The organism is Actinoallomurus sp. NPDC052308, assembly GCF_040679195.1.
GTDB lineage: Bacteria > Actinomycetota > Actinomycetes > Streptosporangiales > Streptosporangiaceae > Actinoallomurus > Actinoallomurus liliacearum.
Genome location: NZ_JBFAUM010000018.1, coordinates 66,711 through 89,991, shown reverse-complemented (window position 1 = coordinate 89,991; position 23,281 = coordinate 66,711). Strand labels below are relative to the sequence as shown.

General features: G+C 71.6%; 19 protein-coding genes. 8 read left to right on the top strand and 11 right to left on the bottom strand.

The window, feature by feature from the left end; all coding sequences use genetic code 11:
* Nucleotides 1-25: 25 nt before the first annotated feature.
* From AB0L00_RS31895 to AB0L00_RS31880, 4 genes are all read right to left on the bottom strand, one after another.
* Entirely contained in the window at nucleotides 26-349 is a 324-nt protein-coding gene (locus AB0L00_RS31895; protein ID WP_364440779.1) for a putative quinol monooxygenase, read from the bottom strand.
* A gap of 40 nt (nucleotides 350-389) precedes the next feature.
* The gene (locus AB0L00_RS31890; protein ID WP_364440778.1) at nucleotides 390-1,214 is read right to left on the bottom strand and encodes an alpha/beta hydrolase; all 825 of its coding nucleotides are present in this window, start codon (nucleotides 1,212-1,214) and stop codon (nucleotides 390-392) included.
* A 159-nt stretch (nucleotides 1,215-1,373) separates the two neighbouring features.
* The gene (locus AB0L00_RS31885) at nucleotides 1,374-4,133 is read right to left on the bottom strand and encodes an AAA family ATPase (RefSeq protein ID WP_364440777.1); all 2,760 of its coding nucleotides are present in this window, start codon (nucleotides 4,131-4,133) and stop codon (nucleotides 1,374-1,376) included.
* A gap of 321 nt (nucleotides 4,134-4,454) precedes the next feature.
* The gene (locus tag AB0L00_RS31880) at nucleotides 4,455-5,966 is read right to left on the bottom strand and encodes a cytosine permease (RefSeq protein ID WP_364440776.1); all 1,512 of its coding nucleotides are present in this window, start codon (nucleotides 5,964-5,966) and stop codon (nucleotides 4,455-4,457) included.
* Between the two features lie 147 nt (nucleotides 5,967-6,113).
* On the opposite strand from AB0L00_RS31880, the gene AB0L00_RS31875 reads away from it, so the two are divergent.
* From AB0L00_RS31875 to AB0L00_RS31845, 7 genes are all read left to right on the top strand, one after another.
* The gene (locus AB0L00_RS31875; protein ID WP_364440775.1) at nucleotides 6,114-7,238 is read left to right on the top strand and encodes an FAD-binding oxidoreductase; all 1,125 of its coding nucleotides are present in this window, start codon (nucleotides 6,114-6,116) and stop codon (nucleotides 7,236-7,238) included.
* Nucleotides 7,239-7,911: 673 nt separating this feature from the next.
* Nucleotides 7,912-11,037, top strand: a complete 3,126-nt coding sequence (locus AB0L00_RS31870) for an amino acid adenylation domain-containing protein (RefSeq protein ID WP_364440774.1) — start codon at nucleotides 7,912-7,914, stop codon at nucleotides 11,035-11,037.
* Between the two features lie 23 nt (nucleotides 11,038-11,060).
* Entirely contained in the window at nucleotides 11,061-12,044 is a 984-nt protein-coding gene (locus tag AB0L00_RS31865; RefSeq protein WP_364440773.1) for an aldo/keto reductase, read from the top strand.
* The gene (locus AB0L00_RS31860) at nucleotides 12,041-12,766 is read left to right on the top strand and encodes a sulfotransferase family protein (RefSeq protein ID WP_364440772.1); all 726 of its coding nucleotides are present in this window, start codon (nucleotides 12,041-12,043) and stop codon (nucleotides 12,764-12,766) included. The genes AB0L00_RS31865 and AB0L00_RS31860 overlap by 4 nt, the downstream gene beginning before the upstream one ends.
* A 12-nt stretch (nucleotides 12,767-12,778) precedes the next feature.
* A complete protein-coding gene (locus AB0L00_RS31855) occupies nucleotides 12,779-13,654 on the top strand; it encodes a family 3 encapsulin nanocompartment shell protein (protein ID WP_364440771.1) in 876 nt (291 codons plus the stop codon).
* A 34-nt stretch (nucleotides 13,655-13,688) separates the two neighbouring features.
* A complete protein-coding gene (locus AB0L00_RS31850; RefSeq protein WP_364440770.1) occupies nucleotides 13,689-14,843 on the top strand; it encodes an MFS transporter in 1,155 nt (384 codons plus the stop codon).
* 179 nt (nucleotides 14,844-15,022) lie between these two features.
* The gene (locus AB0L00_RS31845) at nucleotides 15,023-16,303 is read left to right on the top strand and encodes a patatin-like phospholipase family protein (protein ID WP_364440769.1); all 1,281 of its coding nucleotides are present in this window, start codon (nucleotides 15,023-15,025) and stop codon (nucleotides 16,301-16,303) included.
* Between the two features lie 46 nt (nucleotides 16,304-16,349).
* Here the strand turns inward: AB0L00_RS31845 and AB0L00_RS31840 are convergent, their stop codons facing one another.
* Nucleotides 16,350-16,829, bottom strand: a complete 480-nt coding sequence (locus tag AB0L00_RS31840) for a MarR family transcriptional regulator (protein WP_364440768.1) — start codon at nucleotides 16,827-16,829, stop codon at nucleotides 16,350-16,352.
* Nucleotides 16,830-16,924: 95 nt separating this feature from the next.
* Between AB0L00_RS31840 and AB0L00_RS31835 the strand changes: the two genes are divergently transcribed.
* Nucleotides 16,925-18,811 (top strand): ABC transporter ATP-binding protein, encoded by a 1,887-nt coding sequence (locus AB0L00_RS31835; protein ID WP_364440767.1) that lies wholly within the window; start codon nucleotides 16,925-16,927, stop codon nucleotides 18,809-18,811.
* A 33-nt stretch (nucleotides 18,812-18,844) separates the two neighbouring features.
* On the opposite strand, the gene AB0L00_RS31830 is transcribed toward AB0L00_RS31835, so the two are convergent.
* The 6 genes from AB0L00_RS31830 to AB0L00_RS31805 all read right to left on the bottom strand — a co-directional run bounded on the left by AB0L00_RS31830 (nucleotide 18,845) and on the right by AB0L00_RS31805 (nucleotide 23,222).
* Entirely contained in the window at nucleotides 18,845-19,387 is a 543-nt protein-coding gene (locus AB0L00_RS31830; protein WP_364440766.1) for a hypothetical protein, read from the bottom strand.
* A 47-nt stretch (nucleotides 19,388-19,434) separates the two neighbouring features.
* Entirely contained in the window at nucleotides 19,435-19,683 is a 249-nt protein-coding gene (locus AB0L00_RS31825) for a non-oxidative hydroxyarylic acid decarboxylases subunit D (RefSeq protein ID WP_364440765.1), read from the bottom strand.
* Nucleotides 19,680-21,101: a non-oxidative hydroxyarylic acid decarboxylases subunit C gene (locus tag AB0L00_RS31820; protein ID WP_364440764.1), complete on the bottom strand. Its 1,422-nt coding sequence runs from the start codon at nucleotides 21,099-21,101 to the stop codon at nucleotides 19,680-19,682. The genes AB0L00_RS31825 and AB0L00_RS31820 overlap by 4 nt, the downstream gene beginning before the upstream one ends.
* Nucleotides 21,102-21,174: 73 nt before the next feature.
* Nucleotides 21,175-21,786, bottom strand: a complete 612-nt coding sequence (locus AB0L00_RS31815) for a UbiX family flavin prenyltransferase (protein ID WP_364440763.1) — start codon at nucleotides 21,784-21,786, stop codon at nucleotides 21,175-21,177.
* 114 nt (nucleotides 21,787-21,900) lie between these two features.
* Nucleotides 21,901-22,536: a UbiX family flavin prenyltransferase gene (locus tag AB0L00_RS31810; RefSeq protein WP_345362992.1), complete on the bottom strand. Its 636-nt coding sequence runs from the start codon at nucleotides 22,534-22,536 to the stop codon at nucleotides 21,901-21,903.
* Between the two features lie 176 nt (nucleotides 22,537-22,712).
* Nucleotides 22,713-23,222, bottom strand: a complete 510-nt coding sequence (locus AB0L00_RS31805; protein WP_364440762.1) for a MarR family winged helix-turn-helix transcriptional regulator — start codon at nucleotides 23,220-23,222, stop codon at nucleotides 22,713-22,715.
* Between the last annotated feature and the right edge of the window lie 59 nt (nucleotides 23,223-23,281).

The following is a 23,281-nucleotide window of genomic DNA, read 5'->3' as shown; positions in this document are numbered from 1 at the left end:
GGGGCGGGTGTGAGGGGGTGTCGTTCTAGTTGGCGGGGCGGAACGGGCGCAGCAGGCGGATGCCGTCCTCGATGGAGCCCTCGATCAGTTCGAGCATCTGCGGGACGAGTTCCTGCATGCGGGGCGCGGCGAGGTGGGCCTCGAGATGGGCGCGGGTCTCCCAGCGTTCGTAGATGACGAACGAGCCGGGCCGGCCCTCGACCTCGTGGGCCTCGTAGTCGATGTTGCCCGGGTCGTTGCGCGAGGGGGTGACGGCCGCCGTGATGAACGCCTTGAGGTCGGCCTCCCTGCCCGCCTTCGCCGTGGCGTCCCAGATGACGGTCACGTAGCCGTTGGGGGTCGCGGTCATGTTGATCCCTTTCCGAGTGGTGTCGGCGCTGATTGCCGTGTCAGCTCTTGATGAAGGTGAGGAGGTCGGCGTTGATGATTTCGGCGTTGACGGTGCACATGCCGTGCGACAGGCCCGGGTAGACCTTCAGGGTCGCGTCCTCGACCAACGTGACCGCCAGCTCGGCGGAGTCGGCGATCGGGACGATCTGATCGTCATCGCCGTGCATGATCAGCGTGGGCACGTCGATCGCCCGGAGGTCCTCGGTGAAGTCGGTCTCCGAGAACGCCTTGATGCCCTCGTGGTGCGCGTTCGCGCCGCCGGCCATTCCCTGGCGCCACCAGTTCCAGATGACGCCCTGGGACGCGTCCGCGCCCGGGCGGTTGAACCCGTAGAACGGCCCGGAGGCGATGTCGAGGTAGAACTGGGAACGGTCGGTGGCCACGCCCTCGCGAAAGCCGTCGAAGACCTCGATCGGCAGCCCTCCCGGGTTCGACGCCGTCTGGACCATGAGCGGCGGAACCGCTCCGATGAGGACGGCCTTGGCGACTCGGCCGGCACCGTGCCGCGCGACGTACCGGGCGACCTCTCCGCCGCCGGTGGAGTGGCCGACGTGGACGACGTCGCGCAGGCCGAGGTGCGTCACGACGACGGCGGCGTCCGCCGCGTAGCGGTCCATGTCGTGCCCGTGGCCGACCTGGGCGGAGCGCCCGTGCCCGCGGCGGTCGTGGGCGATGACGCGGTAGCCCCGCTGGACGAAGAACAGCAACTGGGCGTCCCAGTCGTCCGAGCTCAGCGGCCAGCCGTGGTGGAACATGATCGGCCGACCCGAGCCCCAGTCCTTGTAGAAGATCTCGGCTCCGTCGTCGGTGGTGACGGACGGCATGGTGTGCTCCTCGCGGTCTCGCCCGGGTGCCGGGCGGGTCGATGTACCTACGAGGGTGGCTCAGCGGCCATGCCGACAGCCTCCGTCAGCTGACTGACATCTGAGGGCCGGCATGCCGACGTCAGGGCCGGGGCGGTACTGCGGCCCGGAGGGCGGACCTCACGGCCGGGCGGCCGGCGGCTCGGGGGGCAGCGCCTCGAGGGCGTCGCGGAGCGCGGCGCGTGACGTGATCCCCAGCTTCGGGAACACGCGATACAGGTGCGACGAGACGGTTCGCGGCGAGAGGAACAACCTCGACGCGATCTGCGGGTTCGACAGCCCTGTCGCCGCGAGCCTGGCGACCTCCAGCTCCTGAGGGGTGAGGGTCGCGCCGGCCTTGCTCGGGGCGGTCCGCGTCATTCCGGTGGCGCGGAGCTCCGCCGCTGCCCGGGCCTCCCACGAGCGGGCCCCGAGCTGCTCGAAGCAGCCGCGGGCGGCGGCCAGCTGTACGCGAGCGTCGCGGTTCAGTCCTTGACGGCGCAACGTCTCGCCGTACGCCAGATGGGCACGGCCGACCTCGAAGGGCCACTGCTCGATGCCCGGCACCGCGAGCGCCTCCTCGAAGCACCGGGCCATGTCCTCGGGAGCCGAGGTCATCGCCGTGATCGTGGCCGAGCTCAACGCGAACCGCGACGAGAGGCGGGCGACGCCGGCGTCGCGCATCGCGTCCGCGTGCCGTCGCGCCTCATCGAGGCGCCCGGAGCGCACCGCCGCCTCGACGAGGTCCGGTGCGGACCACGTGGCCTCGGGGTTGAAGTGGGGCAGCACGCCGGGGGTGCAGATCGCCGTGGCGTGCCGGTAGGCCGTCTCGAAGTCGGCGGCGCCGAGGGCCGCCCGGGCCGCCGCGTAGTGGGCGCAGTTCTCCATCCGCCGCAGGCCCCTGGGCCCCGACCAGCCCCAGATCGCCTCGCAGTGGTCACGGCACGCGTCGAGGTCGCCGCGCTGGGCCGCGACCATCGCAGCGGCGTAGTGCCCCACCTGACCGAACAGGTGGTAGCCCGTCTCCTCGCACAGCGCGATGAGCTCGGCCGCAGCGTCCGCCGACGACTGCCACCGGCCGGCGTACAGGTCGTCCAGGGCGATGAAGATCAGACCCGGCATGCTCGCTCCGACCGTGCCGCCGTCGCGGATGACGCGGGACACGGCCTCGCGACAGGCCGGGAGGCGGTCGAGGTACGAGGCGGCCAGGGCGGTGCGGATGACCACGTCGGCGTCGGCCTGGCCCTTCAGCTGTGCGATCTCGTCGTCCAGGCGGCGCAGCAGGTCGTCGGTGACGGCGCCGGGGTCGTGGTGGACCCGCCCCAGCGACACGGCGGCGGCGGGCGGCGCGTCGGGAAACCGTGCGAGCATGCCGGCCAGAGGCTCCCAGTGCTCCGGCCGGCCCGAGTACTCGCTGGCGAGCGTGAGGGTGAAGAGCGCGGTCTCCAGCTCGCCACGTGGCAGGCCGGGCGGGATCGGAGCCTGCTCGATCGCCTTCAGCAGGAGCGCGTGAGCCGTGTCCGCGTCACCCTCCGTGACGAGCACGAGGAAGCCGGCGGCCGCCGCCGCCGCGAGTGACCGGGCCGCCGGGCCGCCCCGTACCTCGCGCATGATCTCGTGCGAGATCTCCAAGTGGCCGGCGAGCCAGGCGGCGGCGTAGGCGGCCTGCGACAGGCGGCGCCTCCGGTCCGCCTGGTCGGGACTCAGCTCGGCCGCACGCCGCAGTCGCGCGATCGCGCCTGCCGCGTCACCGCGCCGCAGGCTGCTCCGGGCCGCCGACTCGATGACGGCGGCGACCGTCTCGTCGGGTGCCGTCGTCGCTCTCGCGAGGTGATCACCGCGACGTTCGGGCTGGTCGACCAGGGCGTCGGCCAGCCGGCGGTGGGCACCGCGCCGCTGCTCGCCGGTGGAGCCGTCGACCACCGCGGACCGGACCAGCGGATGCCGGAAGCGCACGGCGCGGCCGTTCGCCGCGACCTTGACCAGGTGGTCACGCTCCGCGGGAGCGAGTCCGTCGAGTAGACCCGCCCCGCCGGCCGCCTCGAGAACGCCGATGTCGCCGGAGCCCTCAAGGGCCGCGAGCAGCAGCAGGTCGCGCGTCTCCCGGGGGAGTCGTTCGACGCGGGCGGCGTACAGGGCACGGACATCTCGCGCCGGCCCGCTCGCCCACCCCGCCCCTCCGCCGTGCGGATCGCCGGACACGCTGGTGGACCCGGCGAACTCGAGCAGAGCCAGGGGGTTTCCCTGCGCCTCTCCCGCCACCGTCAGGAGGACTCGACGAGGCAGGTGAGCGAAGCGCCGGGACAGCAGTCGCAGTGCGTCCGCGGCGTTGAGCGGCGCGATCTCGAGCTCCGCCAGACCGGTGGGCTGGAACGACCCGCTGGACTCCGCTCGCCGGGCTCCGAGCAGCCCGATGCGGTGACCGCCCAGTCTTCTTGCGACGAACGCCACCGCGGATCGGCTCGCGTGGTCGACGACATGGAGGTCGTCGACCACGAGGAGCAGCGGCTGTTCCTTCGCGACCTCGCCGAACAGCACCAGCGCCGCATTCAGGACGGCGATCGGCGTCGGCGCGGGGCCAGCGCCCAGACCGAGTGCGACCTCGAGGGCCTCTCTCATGGAACGCGGCAGACTGCCGAGCTCGCGCGACAGCGAGACGACGAGCTGGTGAAGGCTCGCGAAGCTGATGTCCGTTTCGTACTCGACCCCGCTCCCGCGGATGACGCGCATCCCCTTCGCGACCGCCAGCTCGGCGGTCGCGTCCAGGAGCGCCGTCTTGCCCACCCCCGGATCACCGGTGAGCAGGATGGCGGCTCCGTCCGTCCCGGCCTCGTCCAGGAACGCCGCGAGCTCGGCGAGCTCACGGTCTCGCCCGACCAGTCCTGTCGAGTCGGCGCCCACGCCTGCCACTACCTTCGCCCGCCTCGCATCCGCCGCGTCCCGCGTCCTGCCGCGCCGAGCAGTCGAACGACCGGTCGCGCACCTGAGCAGGCATTATCTCACCGGCAGAACGCGCGTGCGAAGAGCCCGTGTCCACGCGGGCGGCCACTACGACGCATCAGCGGCCGCCCAGGAGCCGGCGCAGTCGGCGGGCCTCCTCAGTGCCGATGAGGGGTTCGGCGGTCGCCGCCCCGTCGTCGCTCACCGCTCCTCTGTTCCCGAGGCCCCAGTGTCGCGACGCCCCGGAGCGTTCCGCCACCGAATATCGTGGCGGCGCGGCGGTCAGGCCGAGGCGGCGTCCTGGGTCGCCTCCGGGGCGGCGGACGGGCGGGTCTCCTGGGCGCGTACGGTCGAGCGGTTCAGCGCCCACATCGCGGCGAAACCGATGACGAGCGCGGCCAGCACGCCCAGGTTGGCGAAGGCCCAGGAGCCGGACCTGCCGCCGAGGCCGAGCGGCTCGAGCAGGTACCCCTGCCACTTGAGCCAGCTCGCGGCCGTGTTGGTCACCAGCCCCCAGCCGACGGCGGTGGCGGCGAGCAGGATCACCGGGGGCAGCGGCGGAACGTCGCCGTACCGGCCCGCCGGCCGGTAGAGGTCGGTCTCGTCGTAGTCCCGGCGGCGGCGCGCGATGTCGGCCAGCATGATCCCGCACCAGGCGGCGACGGGGACGCCGAGGGTGGTGAGGAAACCGGTGAACTGGCCGAGGAAGTCGCCGGAGACGAAGACGACGTAGACGGTCCCCAGCATCATGAGCACGCCGTCGACCAGGGCGGCGGCGTACCGCGGAACCCGCAGGCCGGCCGCCAGCAGCGCCAGCCCGGAGGAGTAGATGTCGAGTACGGCGCCGCCGACGAGGCCGAGCACCGCCACCGCGGCGAACGGGATGAGGAACCAGGTGGGCAGGATCGTCGTGAGCGCGCCGATCGGGTCGTTGGCGATCGCCTTGCCGAGGTCGGCCGACGATCCGGCGAGGAGCAGGCCGAAGACGAGCAGCACGGCCGGCGCCAGGGACGCCCCGAAGGTCGTCCAGCCGACGACGCCACGGCCGGAGGTGCTCCTGGGCAGGTAGCGGGAGTAGTCTGCGGCGGCGTTCACCCAGCCGAGGCCGAAACCGGTCATCATGAAGACCAGGGCGCCGATGACCTCCTGGGTGGAGCCGGCGTGGATGGCGCTGACGGTGTGCCACTCGATCCGGTGCGCGACCAGGAGGATGTAGACGACCGTCAGCGCACCGGTGAGGACGGTGATGACCGCCTGCATGCGCATGATCAGGTCGAAGCCGATGACGCCGCCACCGACGATCAGCACCGCGACCACGATGAGCGCGACGACCTTGGTGGCGGTGCCGCCGCCCCAGCCGAGACGGCCGAAGACGGTCGCGGTCGCCATCGTCGCCAGGGCGGTCAGGACGGTCTCCCAGCCCACGGTGAGCAGCCAGGAGATCGCCGACGGCAGCCGGTTGCCCCGGACGCCGAACGCCGCCCGGCTCAGCACCATCGTCGGCACCGACCCGCGCTTGCCGGCGACCGCGATGAGGCCGCACAGCAGGAACGAGAAGACGATGCCGACCAGCCCGGCCAGCAGGGCCTGCCAGAACGAGATGCCGAAGCCGAGCGCGAACGACCCGTAGCTCAGCCCGAGGATCGACACGTTCGCGCCGAACCAGGGGAAGAAGAGTTGCCGGGGCCGTCCCTTGCGGTCGGCGTCTCCGATCACGTCGATGCCGTGCGTCTCGATCCGGAGTGGCCGCCCGCTCTCGCCGTCCGCCGAGGCGCCGCCCTGGACACCGCTCATTGGTACCTGCCCGTCCCGACCCGTCTCTGCTGTCCAGCGCACCGTAGAGGCCGCCCGTTATAGCGGTCAATGACCGGTTCAAAATGCCCCGCCGTGCGGGACCGGACGACGATTGCGCGTTCCGGCACGGTGTGATCCTTTGCGAGGATGGGCGATTTCCTCGTTGTGGGCGCCGGTATGGCCGGCGCCGCCGCAGGTTACTTCCTGTCCGCGTTCGGCGACGTGACCCTCCTGGAGATGGAGTCCGCTCCGGGGTACCACTCGACCGGGCGGTCCGCCGCGTTGTTCTCCGAGTACTACGGCAACCCCACCGTGCGCGCGCTCACCGCGGCGAGCCGCGCGTTCCTCACGGCACCGCCGCCGGGCTTCGCCGACGGACCGCTGCTCTCTCCGCGCGGCGTGCTGACGCTGTGCCCGGCGGGCGCGGAGGACGACTTCGCCGCGATGCTCGCCGACGGGCTGTCCGCTCCCGTCCCGGTCCGGGAGATCGACGTCGCCGAGGTCACGGAGTACTGCCCGATCGTCCGGACCGGGCGGTACATCCGCGCGATGGTCAAGCCGGGCGCGATGGACATCGACGTCGACCTGCTCCACCAGGGGTTCCTGCGCGGCGTCCGGGCGCGCGGCGGCACGGTCGTCACGGGCGCGCGGGTACGGGAGCTGTCCCGTGACGGTGGGCGCTGGCGGGCGGCGACCGACGCGGGCGTGTTCACCGCGCCCGTCGTGGTCGACGCGGCCGGGGCGTGGGCGGACGAGGTCGCCGCGCTCGCCGGCGTCCGCCCGCTGGGCCTCACGCCGCTGCGCCGTACGGCGTTCCTGGCGGACCCGCCCGACGGGATGGACGCCGCCCGGTGGCCGATGGTGACCGACGTGGCCGACACCTTCTACCTCAAGCCGGAGTCGGGACGGCTGCTCGTCTCCCCGTCCGACGCGACGCCCGTGCCGCCGTGCGACGCGCGCCCGGACGACCTCGACGTCGCGCGCGCGGTCGAACGGGTCCGGGAGGCCACGACGTTGCGGATCCGTAGCGTCCGGCACGCGTGGGCCGGGCTGCGGACCGCGGCGCCGGACGACACCCCGGTGATCGGCGAGGCGCCGGACGCGCCGGGCTTCGTCTGGCTCGCCGGCCTCAGCGGGTACGGCGTGCAGACATCGGCCGCCGTCGGCCGGATCGCCGCGGCCGCCGCGACCCGTACGCCGCCCGCCGACGCCGGCGTCGACCCGGCGGCGCTGTCGCCAACGCGGTTCCAGGAGGCCCGCCCGGTCCGGTGACCGCCGACCACGGCAGGTCGCGATGGCGAGTCATATTACAGAGTCAGAAACATCATCCGACAACCCTGCTTCGGCGAGAAAAGGCATCGGTAAATGCGTGAGGCTCTACCCGAAAAACGTCGGAGATGATCAGAATACCGATCATCGATCGCCATTTTGCAAGATCATCTGACCGAAACAGATTCGCGTCGAGATCCCACCGGACCGAAATCAGGAGCGGCCAGGTCGAGGTCATCGCAGGCCGTCGATAATGTACGTTCCGGCCCCGGTCGACCGGCGTTCGGATAGGGGCCCCGTCGCGGCCGGCGCGCCCGCGGCTCGCGCCGCGGGCGCTCGGGATCGCCGCATATGACGGCGGCCCCCACTCTGGCGGAGCTCGGCGAATCCGATGGTCACAGGGCCACGTCGACGCCGGTCCGTGCTCAGTCAACTCGGCCGGTCGATGACGATTCCGCGTGGGTCCCTGCCGGCCAGGAGCCTCTCGGGCGACTCCGTACGGCGACGAAACGGCCACCATCCGTTCCGGGCGCGAGGTCCGATGAGGTACTCGGAAGAGGGCCTTGCGAAATCTGCGGCGAGCGGCTTAATTTACCGCCAGCTTCGCAGCCATATCTCCGGCGGGTCCCAGAAAGGGCCCGCCCACCTTTTGTGACCCCCGGATGGGGAGGTGTGGATGCCCGGACAGTCGGCCGACGACGTATGCGGTGATTCGAAGTCACCGAAAAGTTCCACAGACCAGCGTGATCCGTCCAAGCGGCGCTTCACCGGACGAGCGGTCGACCACGGCGGGTTCCGTCCGGTCTCCGCACTGATCCAGGAGCGGGCCGACCGGCATCCCGAACGCCCGGCCGTCTCATGCGGCGGGCGCACGCTCACCTATCGGCGGCTGGACGAGCTGGTGGGCGGCCTCGCCGCCACGCTGGCCGAGCGCGGGGTGCGCAGGGGCGACGTGGTGCCCGTCCTGCTCGTCAACAGCCTCGAGCTGCCGATCACGTACCTGGCGCTGATGAGGCTCGGCGCGGCGTTCGTGCCGCTGGACCCGGCGTGGCCGCGGGAGCGGATCCGCAGCACGTTCGGCGTGCTGCCCCGGACCCCCGTGCCGTGCGCCGCCGCGGAGTCGGTCCCGGAGGAGCACCGCGGCCGCGCGGTCGTGGTCGACGTCGACCTGATCACGCCGGCGGAGCACCGCGCCACCGCGGCGCCGGGGCCCGACGACCTGGTCTACGGCTTCTTCACCTCCGGCACGACGGGCACGCCCAAGTGCGCGATGAACCGGCACGCCGGGCTCACCAACCGGCTCCGCGCCATGGCGCGCTACTTCGGCGTGACCGACGCGGACGTGGTGCTGCAGAACAGCAAGCACACCTTTGATTCCTCGCTCTGGCAGCTGTTCCTGCCGCTGATCATGGGCGGGCACGCCGTGCTGCAGGTCCAGGGCGAGTTCCTGGACCTGCGGCGGACGATCGACACGATCGCGGAGTACGGCGTGACCGCCACGGACTTCGTGTCGAGCATCTTCAACGCGCTGGCGGCCGAGGTGGACCGCGACGAGCGGTCGCTGCGCAGGCTCTCGTCGCTGCGATGGCTGATCGTGGGCAGCGAGCCGCTCAACCCCGACGCCGTCCACCGGATGATGGCCCAGTTGCCGGGTCTCACGGTGACCAACGGCTACGGGCCGACCGAGGCGAGCATCGGGATGGTCTTCCACACCGTCTCCCCCGCGGACGGCGACGCCGTGCCGCTGGGCCGCCCGATCGACAACTGTTACGCCGTGGTGGTGGACGACGGCCTCCGCCCCGTGCCGCCCGGCACCGTCGGCGAGATCGTCATCGGCGGTGCCTGCCTGGGCGCCGGCTACCTGGGCGCGCCGGCGGCCACCGCGCAGGCGTTCGTCCGCAATCCCTTCCCCGAAATTCCCGGCGACCGGCTCTACCGCACCGGCGATCTCGGCCACCTCGACGACCAGGGCCTGCTCTACTTCTCCGGCCGCAAGGACTTCCAGGTCAAGATCGGCGGCGTCCGGATCGAGCTCGGCGAGATCGCGGTGGCGGCGGAGAAGTGCCCCGGGGTGCGGCAGGCGGAGGTCCTCGTCGCCGAGCAGGCGGGCACGAGGTCGCTGGCCCTGTTCGCGTCCGGGACGGGCCTGACGGTGGACGCGCTCCGGGACGGGCTGCGCCGCACGCTGCCCCGGATCAGCGTGCCCCGGTACTACTTCCTGCTGCCCGACATTCCGCTGAACGACAACGGCAAGGCCGACCGGGGACGGCTCCAGGCCATCCTCGACGCCCGGCTCGCGGAGGACGCCGCACGGCTGGCCGAGAGCCCGCCCGCGGCGACGCCGGCCGACCAGGTGCTGCGGGCGCTCCGCTCGGTGCTCGGCCGGCCGGACCTGGCCGCCGACGCGCACTTCATGGAGGCGGGCGGGGACTCGCTCCAGGCGCTGTCGCTCGTCCGCATGCTCACCGCCGAGTGCGGGGTCGAGGTGGAGGTCCAGGACCTGTACGAGCGGCCGACCGCCGACGGGCTGACCGGGCTGATCGAGGCCCGGCGGCGTGGCGGAGCGGTGATCGAGGCGGAGTCGGTGCTCATGGTCCGCGACGCGGCCGTGCCCGACGGCGAGCCGATCCGGGCCGCCGACCCTGCCGGGAGGCTGCGGACCGTGCTGGTGACCGGGGCGACCGGGTTCGTCGGCAGCCGCCTCGTGCACGAGCTGCTGGCCCGTACCGACCTGCGGGTGCGCTGCCTCACCCGCGCCGGCGGCGACTTCGGCGCCACGGCACGGGTGGTCGGCGCGCTCGCCGAACGCGGCCTGTGGGAGTCGCGATTCGCCGACCGGATCGAAGGCTACGCCGGCGACCTGGCGCGGCCCGGTCTGGGCCTGGATCCCGCCACCTGGGAGCACCTCGCCCGCACCTGCGACCTGGTGCTGCACAACGGCGCGATGGTCAACTTCCTGTTCGACTACCGCGCACACCGCCACGCGAACGTGCGCGGCACCGTCGAGCTGCTGCGACTGGCGATGGCGCACCGGCCGGTCCCGCTGCACCACGTCTCGACGCTGGCGACGCTGCAGAGCGAGGCGCTCGGACACGACGACCCGCTGTCCGAGGGGTTCGAACCGTCCCGCGCCAGGATGCCCGACGGCGGGTACGCCCGCTCGAAGCTGGTCGCCGAACGGCACCTGGCCGCGGCGCGGGCGCGGGGCGCGCTGGTGACCGTGCTGCGGCTCGGCGAGGTGATGCCGAGCGCGGACAACGCGTACCCGAACACCTCGGCGCTCACCCACCTGCTGCTCGCGGCGTTCCCGCGCCTCGGCGTGCGGCCCGACGCCGCGATCCTGTCGGACTACACACCGGTCGACTACGTGGCCGCCCGGGTGGTGGCCGCGGTCTGCGACCGCGACGCGTGGGGCCGTACGTTCAACGTCTTCCATCCGGAGAGCGTCGACTTCGGCGCGGTGATGGCGCCGCTGCCCGCGATCCCCTGCGGCGACTTCCTCGCCCGGGTACGGGAGGCCGCCCTCGCCACCGGGGACCGGGAGCTGACCGCCCTGGCGTCGCTCCTGCCCGGCCGGCCCGACGCGGACGAGCGAACGCTGAAGGGGGCGTTCGCGGCCATGCTCACCGACAACCCACGGCTGTTCCGCAAGGACGAGTGCCGCCGGCTCGAGGAGCGCCGGGAGCTCGCCGACGGGCGGCTCGACGGCGCGATCGCCGCGTACCGGGACCGCCTCGTCCGGGGCGAGACGCCGGAGCCCCACGACGCGCTGGGGCCGCGACGCCAGGTTTCCACCAGCTGACGACGAGACGGGAAGGGCGAGCGATGCGCTATCGCACGATGGGAAGACTCGGCTGGGAGGTCAGCGAGGTCGGCTACGGGATGTGGGGCATCGGCGGCGGCCCCGGCAACTTCACCGGCTGGGACTACGACCTCGCGCCGCGCTGCCTCGACGAGGCGGTCGAGCTGGGCTGCACGTTCTTCGACACCGCCTGGGTGTACGGGCGCGGCATCAGCGAGCAGATGCTGGGCGCGCTGCTGAAACGCCACCCCGACCGGCGGCTGTACGTCGCGACGAAGATCCCGCCGAAGAACCGCGAGTGGCCGCCCGGCCCGGAGGACACCCTCGACGACGCCTACCCGGCCGACCACATGCGGGAGTACACCTACCGCAGCCTGGAGAACCTCGGGACCTCCCGCGTCGACCTGCTGCAGTTCCACACATGGGAGGACCGCTGGGCCGGCGACGAGCGCTGGCAGGAGGTCGTCGCCGACCTCAAGCGGGAGGGCGTCGTCGACGCGGTCGGCATCAGCGTCAACCGGTGGGAGCCGGCCAACTGCTTCGCCGCGCTCGACACCGGCCTCATCGACGTGATCCAGGTGATCTACAACATCTTCGACCAGGCCCCCGAGGACGAGCTGTTCGAGCGCGCGCGGCGGGACGGCGTCGGGATCATCGCGCGGGTGCCGTTCGACGAGGGAACGCTCACCGGCACGCTGACCGCCGACAGCACGTTCCCGGAGGAGGACTGGCGCGCCACCTACTTCTGCGACGAGAACCTCAAGCCGAGCGTCGAACGCGCCGAACGCCTGAAGGAGGTCCTGCCGGAGGGCATGTCGCTGCCGGAGATGGCGCTGCGGTTCATCCTGCACCACCCGGCGGTGAGCACGGTGATCCCCGGCATGCGCAAGCCCGCCCACGTCCGCGCCAACCTCGCGGTGGGCGACGGCCGGCCGCTCGACGACGCGCTGCTGCGGGAGCTGCGCGAACACCGCTGGGACCGCGTCCCGACGTGGTGGTCGATGTGAGCGCCGGAGTGATCATGATGTGGGCGCATTCGCGCTCGGCCTCGACGGCGTTCCTGCGCATGATGATCGAGCGGGGCGACGTCGCCGTCCTGCACGAGCCCTTCCTGGCGCTGATCGAGGAGGGCGAGGTCTCCGTGCCCGCCGCGGACGGCGGCCGCGCGACCGCGCGGTCGGAGGAGGAGCTCCTCGCCCGGCTCGCGGAGCTCGGCCGGACCCGCCCGGTGTTCGTCAAGGAGGTCGTCGACTACGACTACGCGTTCGTGCGCGAGCGGTCCGATGAGCTCGCCGGGCTGACGCACACCTTCATCGTCCGTGACCCGAAGCAGACGATCAGCTCGCACTACGCGGTGAAGCCCGCGGTGACCTGCGCGGAGATCGGCTACGAGCGCCTGTACGAGCTCTTCGAGGCCGTCCGGTCCGCCACCGGCCGCGTACCGCTCGTCATCCGCGCGGAGCGCCTCGTACGCGACCCGGAGGCGGTGGTCAGGAGCTTCTGCGCGTACACCGGGCTGCCGTTCCTCCCCGAGGCGCTCGCCTGGAAGGCCGGTGAGCGGCCCGAGTGGCGGCGGACCCGTGAGTGGCACGTCGACGCGAGCCACAGCACCGGTTTCACGAGCCGCCGGAACACCTATCCCGTCACGGTCGACAACGACACCACCCTGAAGTCCTTCTACGACCACCACCTGCCGTTCTACGAGCAACTCGTCCAGCACGCGTTCTGAGCAGGAGCAGGCATGGCAACAGAGACAGTGCCGGCGGACACCACCACCGGTCTGCTGCGGGAGTCCCCCGGGCGGTTGTTCGCGCGGGCCTTCGCGGCCGACCCCGAGCGCGCCGAGGTGCGGTTCGACTACACCATCACCGAGGCGCACGAGCCCACGAAGGACCGGCCGCGGCTGACCGTACGGAACCTGCTGAAGGTGCGCCCGGTCGACGAGGACGTCGTGCGGTTCTGGACCGAGACGCGGCCGGCCGCCGAGGACGCCGGGGCGGTGCTGGACGCCGACACCCGCCGCGAGGCCGCGTTCCGGTTCGGCATGGCCGAGGCGGGCGTCCACCCGATCCAGGCGTGGGTGCAGATCCCCGACGGGCTCGCCGCCGACCCGGACGCGCTCGCGGAGTTCATCGACTACCGGCTGCTCGTACGCCTGGCGACCGCGGAGAACCAGGCGCTGACGAACGGGCCGTACGGCCTGCTCAACCATCCGGACATCGCCCGGATCGCCTACCGCGACTACGTCACCGGGATCCTGACGGCCTGCGACGAGATCGAGCAGACGGGCGCCACCCCGCACGCGATGATCGTCAACCCGAACGACTTCTACCACCACCTCCTCGGCCGGAACGGGCTGCTGGCGGAGCTGGCCACGAGCAACGGCATGAAGATCAGCCGGAACCGCTGGGTGGCCCCGGGCACGGCCCTGGTCGGCGACATCTCGGTGGCGGCCCGGCTCCTGGACGCGCGCCGGTCCGTGATCCGCGTCGCGGAGCCTCCGCCGGGGACCTTCGCGCGGCCGGGCGTCGCCGTCTGCGCCGAGGTCTACGAAGGGCTCGCCGTGCTCCTCCCCGCGCTCTTCTACATCGTCGCTCCGGCGGACGCCGCCGCATGAGCGCGACTCTGGCCACTCCCCCGACGGAGGCCGCATGAACCTCGGGTTCTACCGTCCGTACGCCGCGATGTTCGGCGGGATCTTCTTCTGCCTCCTCGGCGTCGGCGCGTCGCTCGGCACCCTGCCCTTCTACGTGCTGGACGAACTGCACGGCAACAAGGTCGAGGTGGGCGTCGTGACCGCCACGATCGCCGTCGCCGCGGTCGTCACGCGCCCGATCGCCGGGCGGATCGGCGACCGCCACGGCTACAAGCTCGTCATGCTGGCCGGCGCGGCGATCTGCGTCCTGGCCGGCGCGGGCTACTACGCCGCCCGCGACGTCCCGGTCCTGGTCGCCGTGCGGATCCTGCACGGCATCGGGGAGGGCAGTGTCTACACGTCGGGCGCGGCCTGGCTGGTGCGGCTGTGCCCGACCGAGCGGCGCGGCCGCGTCGTCGGGCTGTACGGGATCTCCATGTGGCTGGGGATCACCCTCGGCGCGCTGCTCGGCACGGTGGCGATGCGGGAGAGCGGCTTCTCCGCCGTCTGGGGCCTGTGCGTCGTGGTCGGCGCGCTCGGCCTCCTCGTCGTGTCGCTCCGGGAACGCCCGGAGCAGCCCGAGGCCGCGACGATGACCCGCGCCGCCATCCTGCCGGCCAGCACGGTGCTGCCCGGCGTCGCGCTGTCGCTCGCCGCCCTCGGGTACGCGGCGCTGTCGTCGTTCGTGGCGCTGCACATGGCGGCGCGCGGCGTCTCCGACGGGATCGCCGGGTTGAACGCCTACGGCGTCACGTACGTGGGCGTCCGCCTGGTCATCGGCAACCTCCCGGACCGGATCGGCGCGCGGCAGGTGGCGTTCTGGTCGGCGATCGTCGAGGCCGTCGGGCTGCTGGTCGTCGCCGTCGCCTCGAACCTGGTCACCGTCATCATCGGGGGTCTGGTGATGGGCGCGGGCCTGTCCCTGCTGTTCCCGGCGCTCGCCCTGCTCGTCATCAACCGTACGGAGCCGGCGCAGCAGGGCGCGGCGCTGGGCGGATTCACCTCGTTCTGGGACATCGGGCTGGCGGTGGGCGGCCCGTTCGCGGGACTCATCGCCAACGCGTCCGGCTACCCGGCCGTGTACTGGGTCATGATGGTCTGCGCGGTCGGGTCGGCGCTGCTGTCCTGGACGACGAACCCGCAGCGGAGGCCGGCGATGCAGGAGCCGTGACCCCTCCCCTCCTCGAGCGGTTCGCACGGTCTGACCCGGTTCGCGTGATTGACGTGGGTTCGCGCGGAATCCGCGAACTACCTGTGCGTTCTCTTGGGGTTCCCCGTCGCGACACCGGGCATTGCGTCGTTGACCCCCTCGCATGTCCCGAAACGCCACGGAACTCGAGGAGGGCACCGATGACAGAGACGGCTCAGCGGGCGCGGCAACAGGAGCAGCGGGAACGGCCGCAGCAGCGCGGCAGACGCGAAGAGCCATCGGACGGCAGCGTCGGCGTCGTGCTGGCGGGGGCCGGCGCGCGCGGCGCGTACGAGGCCGGGGTGCTGTCGGTCCTGCTGCCGGAGCTCGACAACCGGGGCTACCGGCCGTCCGTCTTCGTGGGCACCAGCGCGGGTGCGATCAACGCCGCGCTCTTCGCCTCCCTCGCGCATCTGGACGCCGCCGAGGCCGCCGAACGAGCGCTGTCGATGTGGCGATCGGTGCGCCGCGGCATGGTCTTCCGGCCGATCCTGCCGACGCTGCCGTTCGCGGCGATGCGCTACCTGCTCAGGCTGGGCAACCTCCCGATCCCGATGACCGGCGGTCTGCTCGACACCCGGCCGTTGGGAACCGCCCTGGCCGGCATGCTGAACTGGCGGGACCTGCACAAGAACCTGCGCACCGGAGCCGTGAAGGCGGTGGCCGTCGCCGCCACGGCGAGTCACACGGGGCGCACGCAGATCTTCGTCGAGAGCCCGAACGTCCGCACCCCGGAGAACGACCTGATCCGCGCGGTCGACTATCTCGACGCCCACCTGATGCCCGACCACATCATGGCCTCGGCCGCCATCCCGGTGCTGTTCCCGCCGGTGCGCATCAAGACCGAGGAGACCGACGGCTGGTACATCGACGGCGGAGTCCGGCTGAACGCGCCGATCGAGCCGGCGATCGACCTCGGCGTCGAACGGGTCGTCGTGATCGCCACCGACCCCGGTAAGCGCCTGGACAAGCCGATCGGCGACCACGCCGGGATGCCGCCGACCGTTCAGGACACCTTCGCCCAACTCCTCAACGGCGCGCTGGTGGACTACATGCTGGAGGACCTGAACACCCTGCGAGACATCAACCAACTGGTACGGGCGGGCGCCACGAACGTCATGAGCCGGGCCACCGGCCGTAAGTACCGCGTCATCGACTGCCTCTTCGCCGGACCGGCTCCGGGCGACGTGGACGAGCTGGGGCAGCTCGCCAACACGGTCCTGTCGACGGCCATGGCCGGGGTGCGCGGGCTCCAGCACCCCGAGCTGCGTCTGCTCAGCGCGCTCATCGGGCCGACGACGAGCCGCGGTGAGCTGATGAGCTACCTGCTGTTCGAACCGGAGTTCATCGACCAGGCGATCGAGCTGGGCCGGCGGGACGCCCTGCGCATCCTCGAGCCGCTCAAGGAGAAGGACGGGGACATCTGGGCCCTCTGCGACTAGGCGAGCACACTCTCCGGAGGCAGCCCACCGCGCCCAGGCCGGTGGGCTACTTCCCGCTTTCCCGATCGGACACGAGATCGCCTGCCGCCCGCCGCTCCCCCAGCCCGTCGTCCAGCGCGGACAGCAGGTCGATGAGGCTGCGCCGCTGGTCCGCGGACAGCGGCGCGAACAGATCCTCGCTCGCCTGCCGGCGGGCCTGACGCATCTCCTCCCGTACGGCCAGCCCCGCGTCGGTGAGGTGCAGCCGGATCGCGCGCCGATTCGCCGGATCGACCACGCGCCGGACGAGGCCGGCCTGCTCCAAGGAGTCGATCACGGTGGTGACCGACCGGGGCACGACGCCGAGCCGGTCGGCCAGCTCGGTCATCCGCAGCGGCTCCTCACTGCGAGTGATCATGCGCAACGCCCGCTCCTGGGCGGGCGTGAGCCCCAGCGGGGCGAGCCGGGCCAGCTGAGCCCGCCGCAGGCGCCTGGTCAGCCGCTGGAACAGGTCCGCGAGCTGCGCCGACGACTCCTCTTGATCCATGGCGCCGAGCATACCGGACGGTACTCATACTGAGTCAGGCACATTGTGAGTGTTACTCTGCTATGGCCCAAGAACCACCGAATCGTGAGGCGCCCTTGAACTTCAACTTCCACGAACGCGATCGCCCCTCCCCGCCGGACACCGGCGACTCCGGCGGACCGGCCGCCGGGGACACCGGCGGATCGGCCACATCCGCGCCGCGTGTGCCGCTGCGCCGGATCGTCCGCCTGTTCGGTCCGTACCGCTGGAGCCTGACCTTCGTCGGCCTGCTCGTCGCCGCGTCGTCGCTCGTCTCGCTGCTGAACCCGTTCCTGATCCGCGAGGTGATCGACGTCGCGCTGCCGAAGGGACGCGTGGGCCTGCTCACCGTGCTCGCCGCGGGAATGATCGTCGTGTCCGTCGCGAACAGCTGCTTCAGCGTGTCGCAGACGTACGTGTCCACGAAGGTCGGACAGCGGGTGATGCACGATCTGCGCACCGCGGTCTACGCCCACCTGCAGCGGATGTCGCTCGCCTTCTTCACCCGCACCCGCACCGGCGAGGTCCAGTCCCGCATCGCCAACGACATCGGCGGCATGCAGGCGACGGTGACCACCACCGCCACCACGCTGGTGTCCAACCTGACGACCGTCGTCGCCACGGTCATCGCCATGGCCGCGCTCGACTGGCGGCTGACGGTCGTGTCACTGGTCATGATGCCGGTCTTCGTGTGGGTCAGCCGCCGCGTCGGCCGGGAGCGCCGCCGCATCACCCGGATGCGCCAGGCGCAGCTCGCCACGCTGGCCTCGATCGTCCACGAGTCCCTGTCGGTCAGCGGGATCCTGCTCGGGCACACGATGGGCCGCTCGCGTACGCTCACCGACGCGTTCGCCGCCGAGTCGGCGACGCTGTCGGACCTGGAGGTCCGCGCGAACATGGCGGGCCGGTGGCGGCAGTCCATCATCCAGATCGTCATGTCCTCCATGCCCGCGGTGATCTACTGGGCGACGGGCCTCACCGGCCGGAACGGCCACATGCTGATCTCCATCGGGACGCTGGTGGCCTTCACGACGCTCCAGCAGAGCCTGTTCCGGCCCACCGTGCAGCTCCTCCAGGTGGGGGTGGACCTGCAGACCTCGCTCGAGCTGTTCGGCCGCATCTTCGAGTACCTCGACCTGCCCATCGACGTCGCCGAGCCCAAGCGTCCCGTACGCGTCGGCGAGATCCGCGGTGACGTGCGGCTCCGCGAGGTCGGGTTCCGCTACGGAGCCGCCGAGGACGACACGCTGAGCGACGTCTACATCGCCGTGCCCGCCGGAAGCAGCCTGGCGGTCGTCGGCGAGACCGGTTCGGGGAAGACCACCCTCAGCTACCTCATCCCGCGCCTGTACGACGTGACCTCCGGGAGCGTGACCATCGACGGTGTCGACGTGCGCGACCTGTCCTTCGACGACCTGGCCCGCGCGGTCGGCGTCGTCTCGCAGGAGACCTACCTCTTCCACGCCTCCGTCGCGGACAACCTGCGGTTCGCCAAGCCGGACGCCACCGACGCCGAACTCGTCGAGGCGGCGCGGATCGCACAGATCCACGAGCACATCGCCGCCCTGCCGGACGGCTACGACACCCTGGTCGGCGAGCGCGGGTACCGGTTCTCCGGCGGGGAGAAACAGCGCCTGGCGATCGCGCGGGCCGTGCTGCGCGACCCGCCGATCCTCGTCCTCGACGAGGCGACGAGCGCGCTCGACACGCGGACCGAGCGGGCCGTGCAGGAGGCGATCGACGCGCTGTCCGCCGGACGCACCACGATCACCATCGCGCACCGGCTGTCCACCATCCGCGGCGCCGACCAGATCGTGGTGCTCGACCACGGTCGCGTCGTCGAGCGGGGCACCCACGAGAGATTGCTCGCCCTCGGCGGCCGCTACGCCGCCCTCGTGCGCCGCGACGCCCACCTGGCCGACGACCCCGCGCTCCACGAGGAGACCGAGGCCCGCTCCGCCTGAGCACCGGGGCGCCGCGCCAAGAGGAAACCCCGGTCACCGACCATCCCCCGGCGCGGCCGGGTTCCGGAACGCGGCGGGCTCGCCCGCCGGATCCGCCGGGGCGGCCGCGCGTGCCAGGATCTCCCGTTGCCGGCGCCAGGCCGTGAGGGTCGTCGCGCGGTCGGGCTCGTCGGGCCGGAACATGATGCCGCTGGTGACCGGCATGCCGGCGTGCACGTCGGACTCGACACCGGTCACGGTCAGCTCGAAGCAGTCCGGTCCGGTCGGCTCCGGCAGTGTCAGGTGACGCGGCGTGGCCCGTACGTAGATCACGGACCCGGGCGAGACGGCTCCGAGCAGTACGGTGCCGCCTCGGCCAAGGTTGCGCGCGGTCCGCGTGCCGCGCCACAGCGCCACTCGGAGCGTTCGCTCGTCCCGTACGAACAGCTCGCCGACGCTGAGCATGCAGATTCGCGGCGCTCCGTCCGGATCCGTGGTGATCAGCAGGAAGGCGGGCTGGTCCGGCGCGACGAGCGCTTCGTCGCCCAGCGCCTGAACGAGCTCGTCCGGAAGGCGGTTTCCGAGCGATTCGGCCATGTCGATCGGTCCCTCACGTCCATCGTACGGGCCCGGGACCCCCCGGCTCAGCGGCGTCGCGGCGGGACGGTCGGGATCGCGGGAAGGCTCGGGATCTCAGCTGGATCGATCTTGAACTCCGCCGGGTAGCTCTGCGGGTCCGTCGCCGAGCGCGGCTCGGTCGAACGCCAGCTGTAGATACAGGTGTCGCAGATGTACATCGTCCACCGGCCGGGCACGGGCGAGGTGGTCAGGATCCGGGCGTTCTCCGTGTCACACCGCGGGCAGGTCGTGACGTTGACGGTGGCGTCGGTCATTTCAGCAGTCCCTTGATGATGTTCTCCCAGTCGGCGGTGCCCTCGGGGTCGCCCACCACCTGGGAGTAGTGACCGCGCTCCTCAGGCGCGATCGGGGTGGTGGCGTCGAGGATGACCTTGTGCGTGATCCCGGCCGGGTCGGAGCTGGGATCGAGCGCGAGCACCGAGAGATTCGGGATCGTCACGGTGTCGTGCAGCGGGTGGTAGTGCACCGACAGTGCCCACATCACCTGCGCGAGGTTGAACGGGTCGATGTCGTCGTCGACCAGGATGATCACCTTGCAGTAGGCGAGGCCGTGCGGGACGGTCATGGCCCGCATGCCGACCGCCTTGGCGAACCCGCCGAAGCGCTGCTTGACCGAGATGATGCCGAGCAGGCCCTGGGTGTACATGGCGTTCACCGCCGCCACCTCGGGGAACTCCGCCTTCAGCTGCCGGTACAGCGGCACGCTCGTGTTCAGCGCGAGGGTGTAGTCCATCTCCGTCCACGGCATGCCGAGGTACAGGTGCTCGAAGATCGGGTTCCGGCGGTGCGTCACGCGTTGCACGCGGACGACCGGCTGACGCCGCGCGCCGGAGTAGTGCCCGGTGAACTCCCCGAACGGCCCCTCGATCTCCCGCTCCCCGGCGAGGATCTCGCCCTCGATGACGACCTCGGAGCCCCACGGCACGTCCAGGCCCGTCAGCGGCGCCTTGGTGATCCGGTACGGAGCGCCCTGGATCGCGGCCGCCATCTCGTACTCGGACTGGTCGTAGGCGAGCGGCATGCCGGCCACCGTGGTGATCACGGGCTCGTTGCCGAGGGCGATCGCGATGGGCAGGTTCTCGCCGCGCTCCTCCGCCCGCTGCAGATGCAGTCCGAGATCGTGCGCGGCGAGCGGCTGGATGCCGAGCCGGTCCTTGTCCTTGACCTGGATCCGGTAGATGCCGACGTTCTGCTTGCCGAAGTGTTCCGGGTCGTCGGGGTCCCGGCTGACGACGGCGCCCTTGTCGATGTAGCAGCCGACGTCGTAGCCGTTAAGGCGGAACAACGGCAGCAGGTGGAACAGGTCGATGTCCTCGGTTACGGTCACCTCCTGCCAGGGCGCGTCGTCGCGCCGCTCGACCGGGCCGGGAAACGCGTCCCAGCGGCCGGCGAACTCGAAGAACTGGTCCTTGACCGAGGTGCTCTTGTCCAGGCCGAGCATGAGGGCGTGGTTCGGCCAGGACCCGACGACGTTGAGGGCGACGCGCGCGTTGCCGGGCTCGTACCCGTTGATGTTGTCGAACAGCAGGGCCGGACCGCGGTCGGTGAGATTGGCGGTCGCGCGGGCCGCCGCGCCGAGGTCGGGTTCGGGGTCGACGCGTTCGGAGTAGGTGAGCAGTTGACCGTCGCGATCGAGTGCCCGGAGGAACTCGCGCAGGTCGGCGTAGGCCATTGTTCGGATCTTCCTTTACATGAGGGAACCGTCACCTGGGCGGCCGTTCCGGTGAGGCGGTGGAGCGGCCTGTTCAGGCGGTCGCGGCCACGGGGTCGTCGTTCACCGCGCCCCGGCGCGGGTCCGGTCGCATGCCGGACCACCGGCGGACGGTCGGCAGTTCGAGTCCGAACTGATCAAGCGTGCGTCCGACGATGTGGTCGACGACCTCGGCGAGGCTCGACGGATGGTTGTAGAACGCGAGTGCGGGCGGCAGGACCGTCGCGCCCATCTGGGACAGCGCCAGCAGGTTCTCGAGGTGGATGGTCGACAGCGGGGTCTCACGGGCGAGCAGGACCAGCCGGCGACGTTCCTTGAGCGTGACGTCCGCGGCCCGGCCGATCAGGCCGTCGGCGTAGCCGGTCCGGATGCCGGCGACCGTCTTCATGCTGCACGGCGCGACGATCATGCCGTCCGTGCGGAACGAGCCGCTGGAGATCGCCGCCCCCTGGTCGTCCGGCGAGTAGCTGACGTCGGCCATGTCGGTCACCTGGCGCACGGTGTACGGCGTCTCCTCCGCGATGGTGGCGCGAGCCCAGCGGCTCACCACCAGATGGGTCTCCACGTCGAGATCACGCAGGGCGGCCAGGAGGCGCACCCCGATGATCGCGCCGGTGGCCCCCGTCATGGCGACGACGAGTCGCACGGCAACCTCCCAGGTGCAGATGTGCGACGCACAGTTAGTACGTGTACGTCCTAACTCGGCCCACGATACTCCGTGCACGTCCTATTACCAATTCGGCCCGGAAACCGCGTCCGCTCAGGGCGTCCCGGTGTGCTCGCGACGGGCGGGCGTGCTGACGCCGTCCCAGCGGTACCGCTCGGTATGCTGCAGCCCGAGCAGCTGGAGCAGCCGCTCGACGAGCTCATCCTGCAGCTCGGCCAGCGTCTCCGGCACGTTGTAGTACGTGGGGATCATCGGATAGACGATGGCACCCGCCTCGGTGACCGCGACCATGTTGCGAAGGTGGGCGAGGTGCAGCGGGGTCTCCCGCAGGCAGAGCACGAGCCTGCGGCGCTCCTTCAGCGTGACGTCGGCGGCGCGTTCGATCAGGTCGAGCGCCAGCCCATGGGCGATGCGGCCGAGCACCCCGGCGGCGCACGGCAGGATCACCATCGCGTCGGACGGGTAGCTCCCGCTGGTCACCGGGCCGGAGAGATCCGCCGGATCGAGCAGCCGCACCTTCGGCGACGTGGCCCCCAGCGCCTGGACGACCGAGTCGGGGTCCTCCTGCGTACCGAACTCCAGCGCCGCCAGCTTGCGACCGTTGGCCGACACGAGGAGGTCGACATGGGTGACGCGGTCGTCCTCCTGGAGGGCGGCCAACAGCCGCTTGGACGCGCCGACTCCGCCGGCGCCGGTCACCGCGACCGTGATCCTCCGGTTCTCGGGCATGATGTCCGCTCCCCCGTGAGCACAGGAAGATGCCTCCGCGGAGGCCGATCTCGCAAGGGTTCCCGCGCGCGAGCCGGCGAAAACCTGCCCGCCCACACCTCAGAGGCGCCCTGACCAGCACAGAGGCATCCTGCAGCAGGCCGTGGCCCCGGAGGGGCCACCCGAGCACGCGGGGCCTACTGCGGTCCCTCCACCTCTACGTTCAGCACGCGGTGCGCGATCCGGAAGAACCCCTCGCGTTCGCCCGCAGTCAGCGTCGCGAGCAGGCGCTCGTCGACCTGCGCGGCGAACGGCGCGGCTTTGATCACCATCTGCCGGCCCTCCGGGGTGAGGTCCACCAGTTTGCGCCGGGCGTCGGCGGTATCCCGCCTGATCACGAGAAGACCGCGCCCGCGCAGGCGTTCGACGATGGGGGCGGCCGTGGACTTGTCGAGCCCCGCGTGCTGCCCGAGCGTGCCCTGGTCCATGCTGCCGTGCCGGTACAGCGTGCCGAGCACCGTGAACTGCGGTCCGGTGAGGTCGCAGGGCATCATGTCCTGCCATATCCGAGTGCGGAGCTGGAACAACCGCCGGATGAGGTGACCGGCGCCGCTGGTCCCCTGATCGACCAATGCCCGGATCTCCGCGTCGCCCCCGGCCGCCGCATGGGGACCGGAAGCCGCGGGCCCGCCGTCCGCACCGGTCATGCGGCCACTCCTTCGCTCATCGGACGTGCACGGAGTATAGAGGGCGGGCTCTTCGGCGA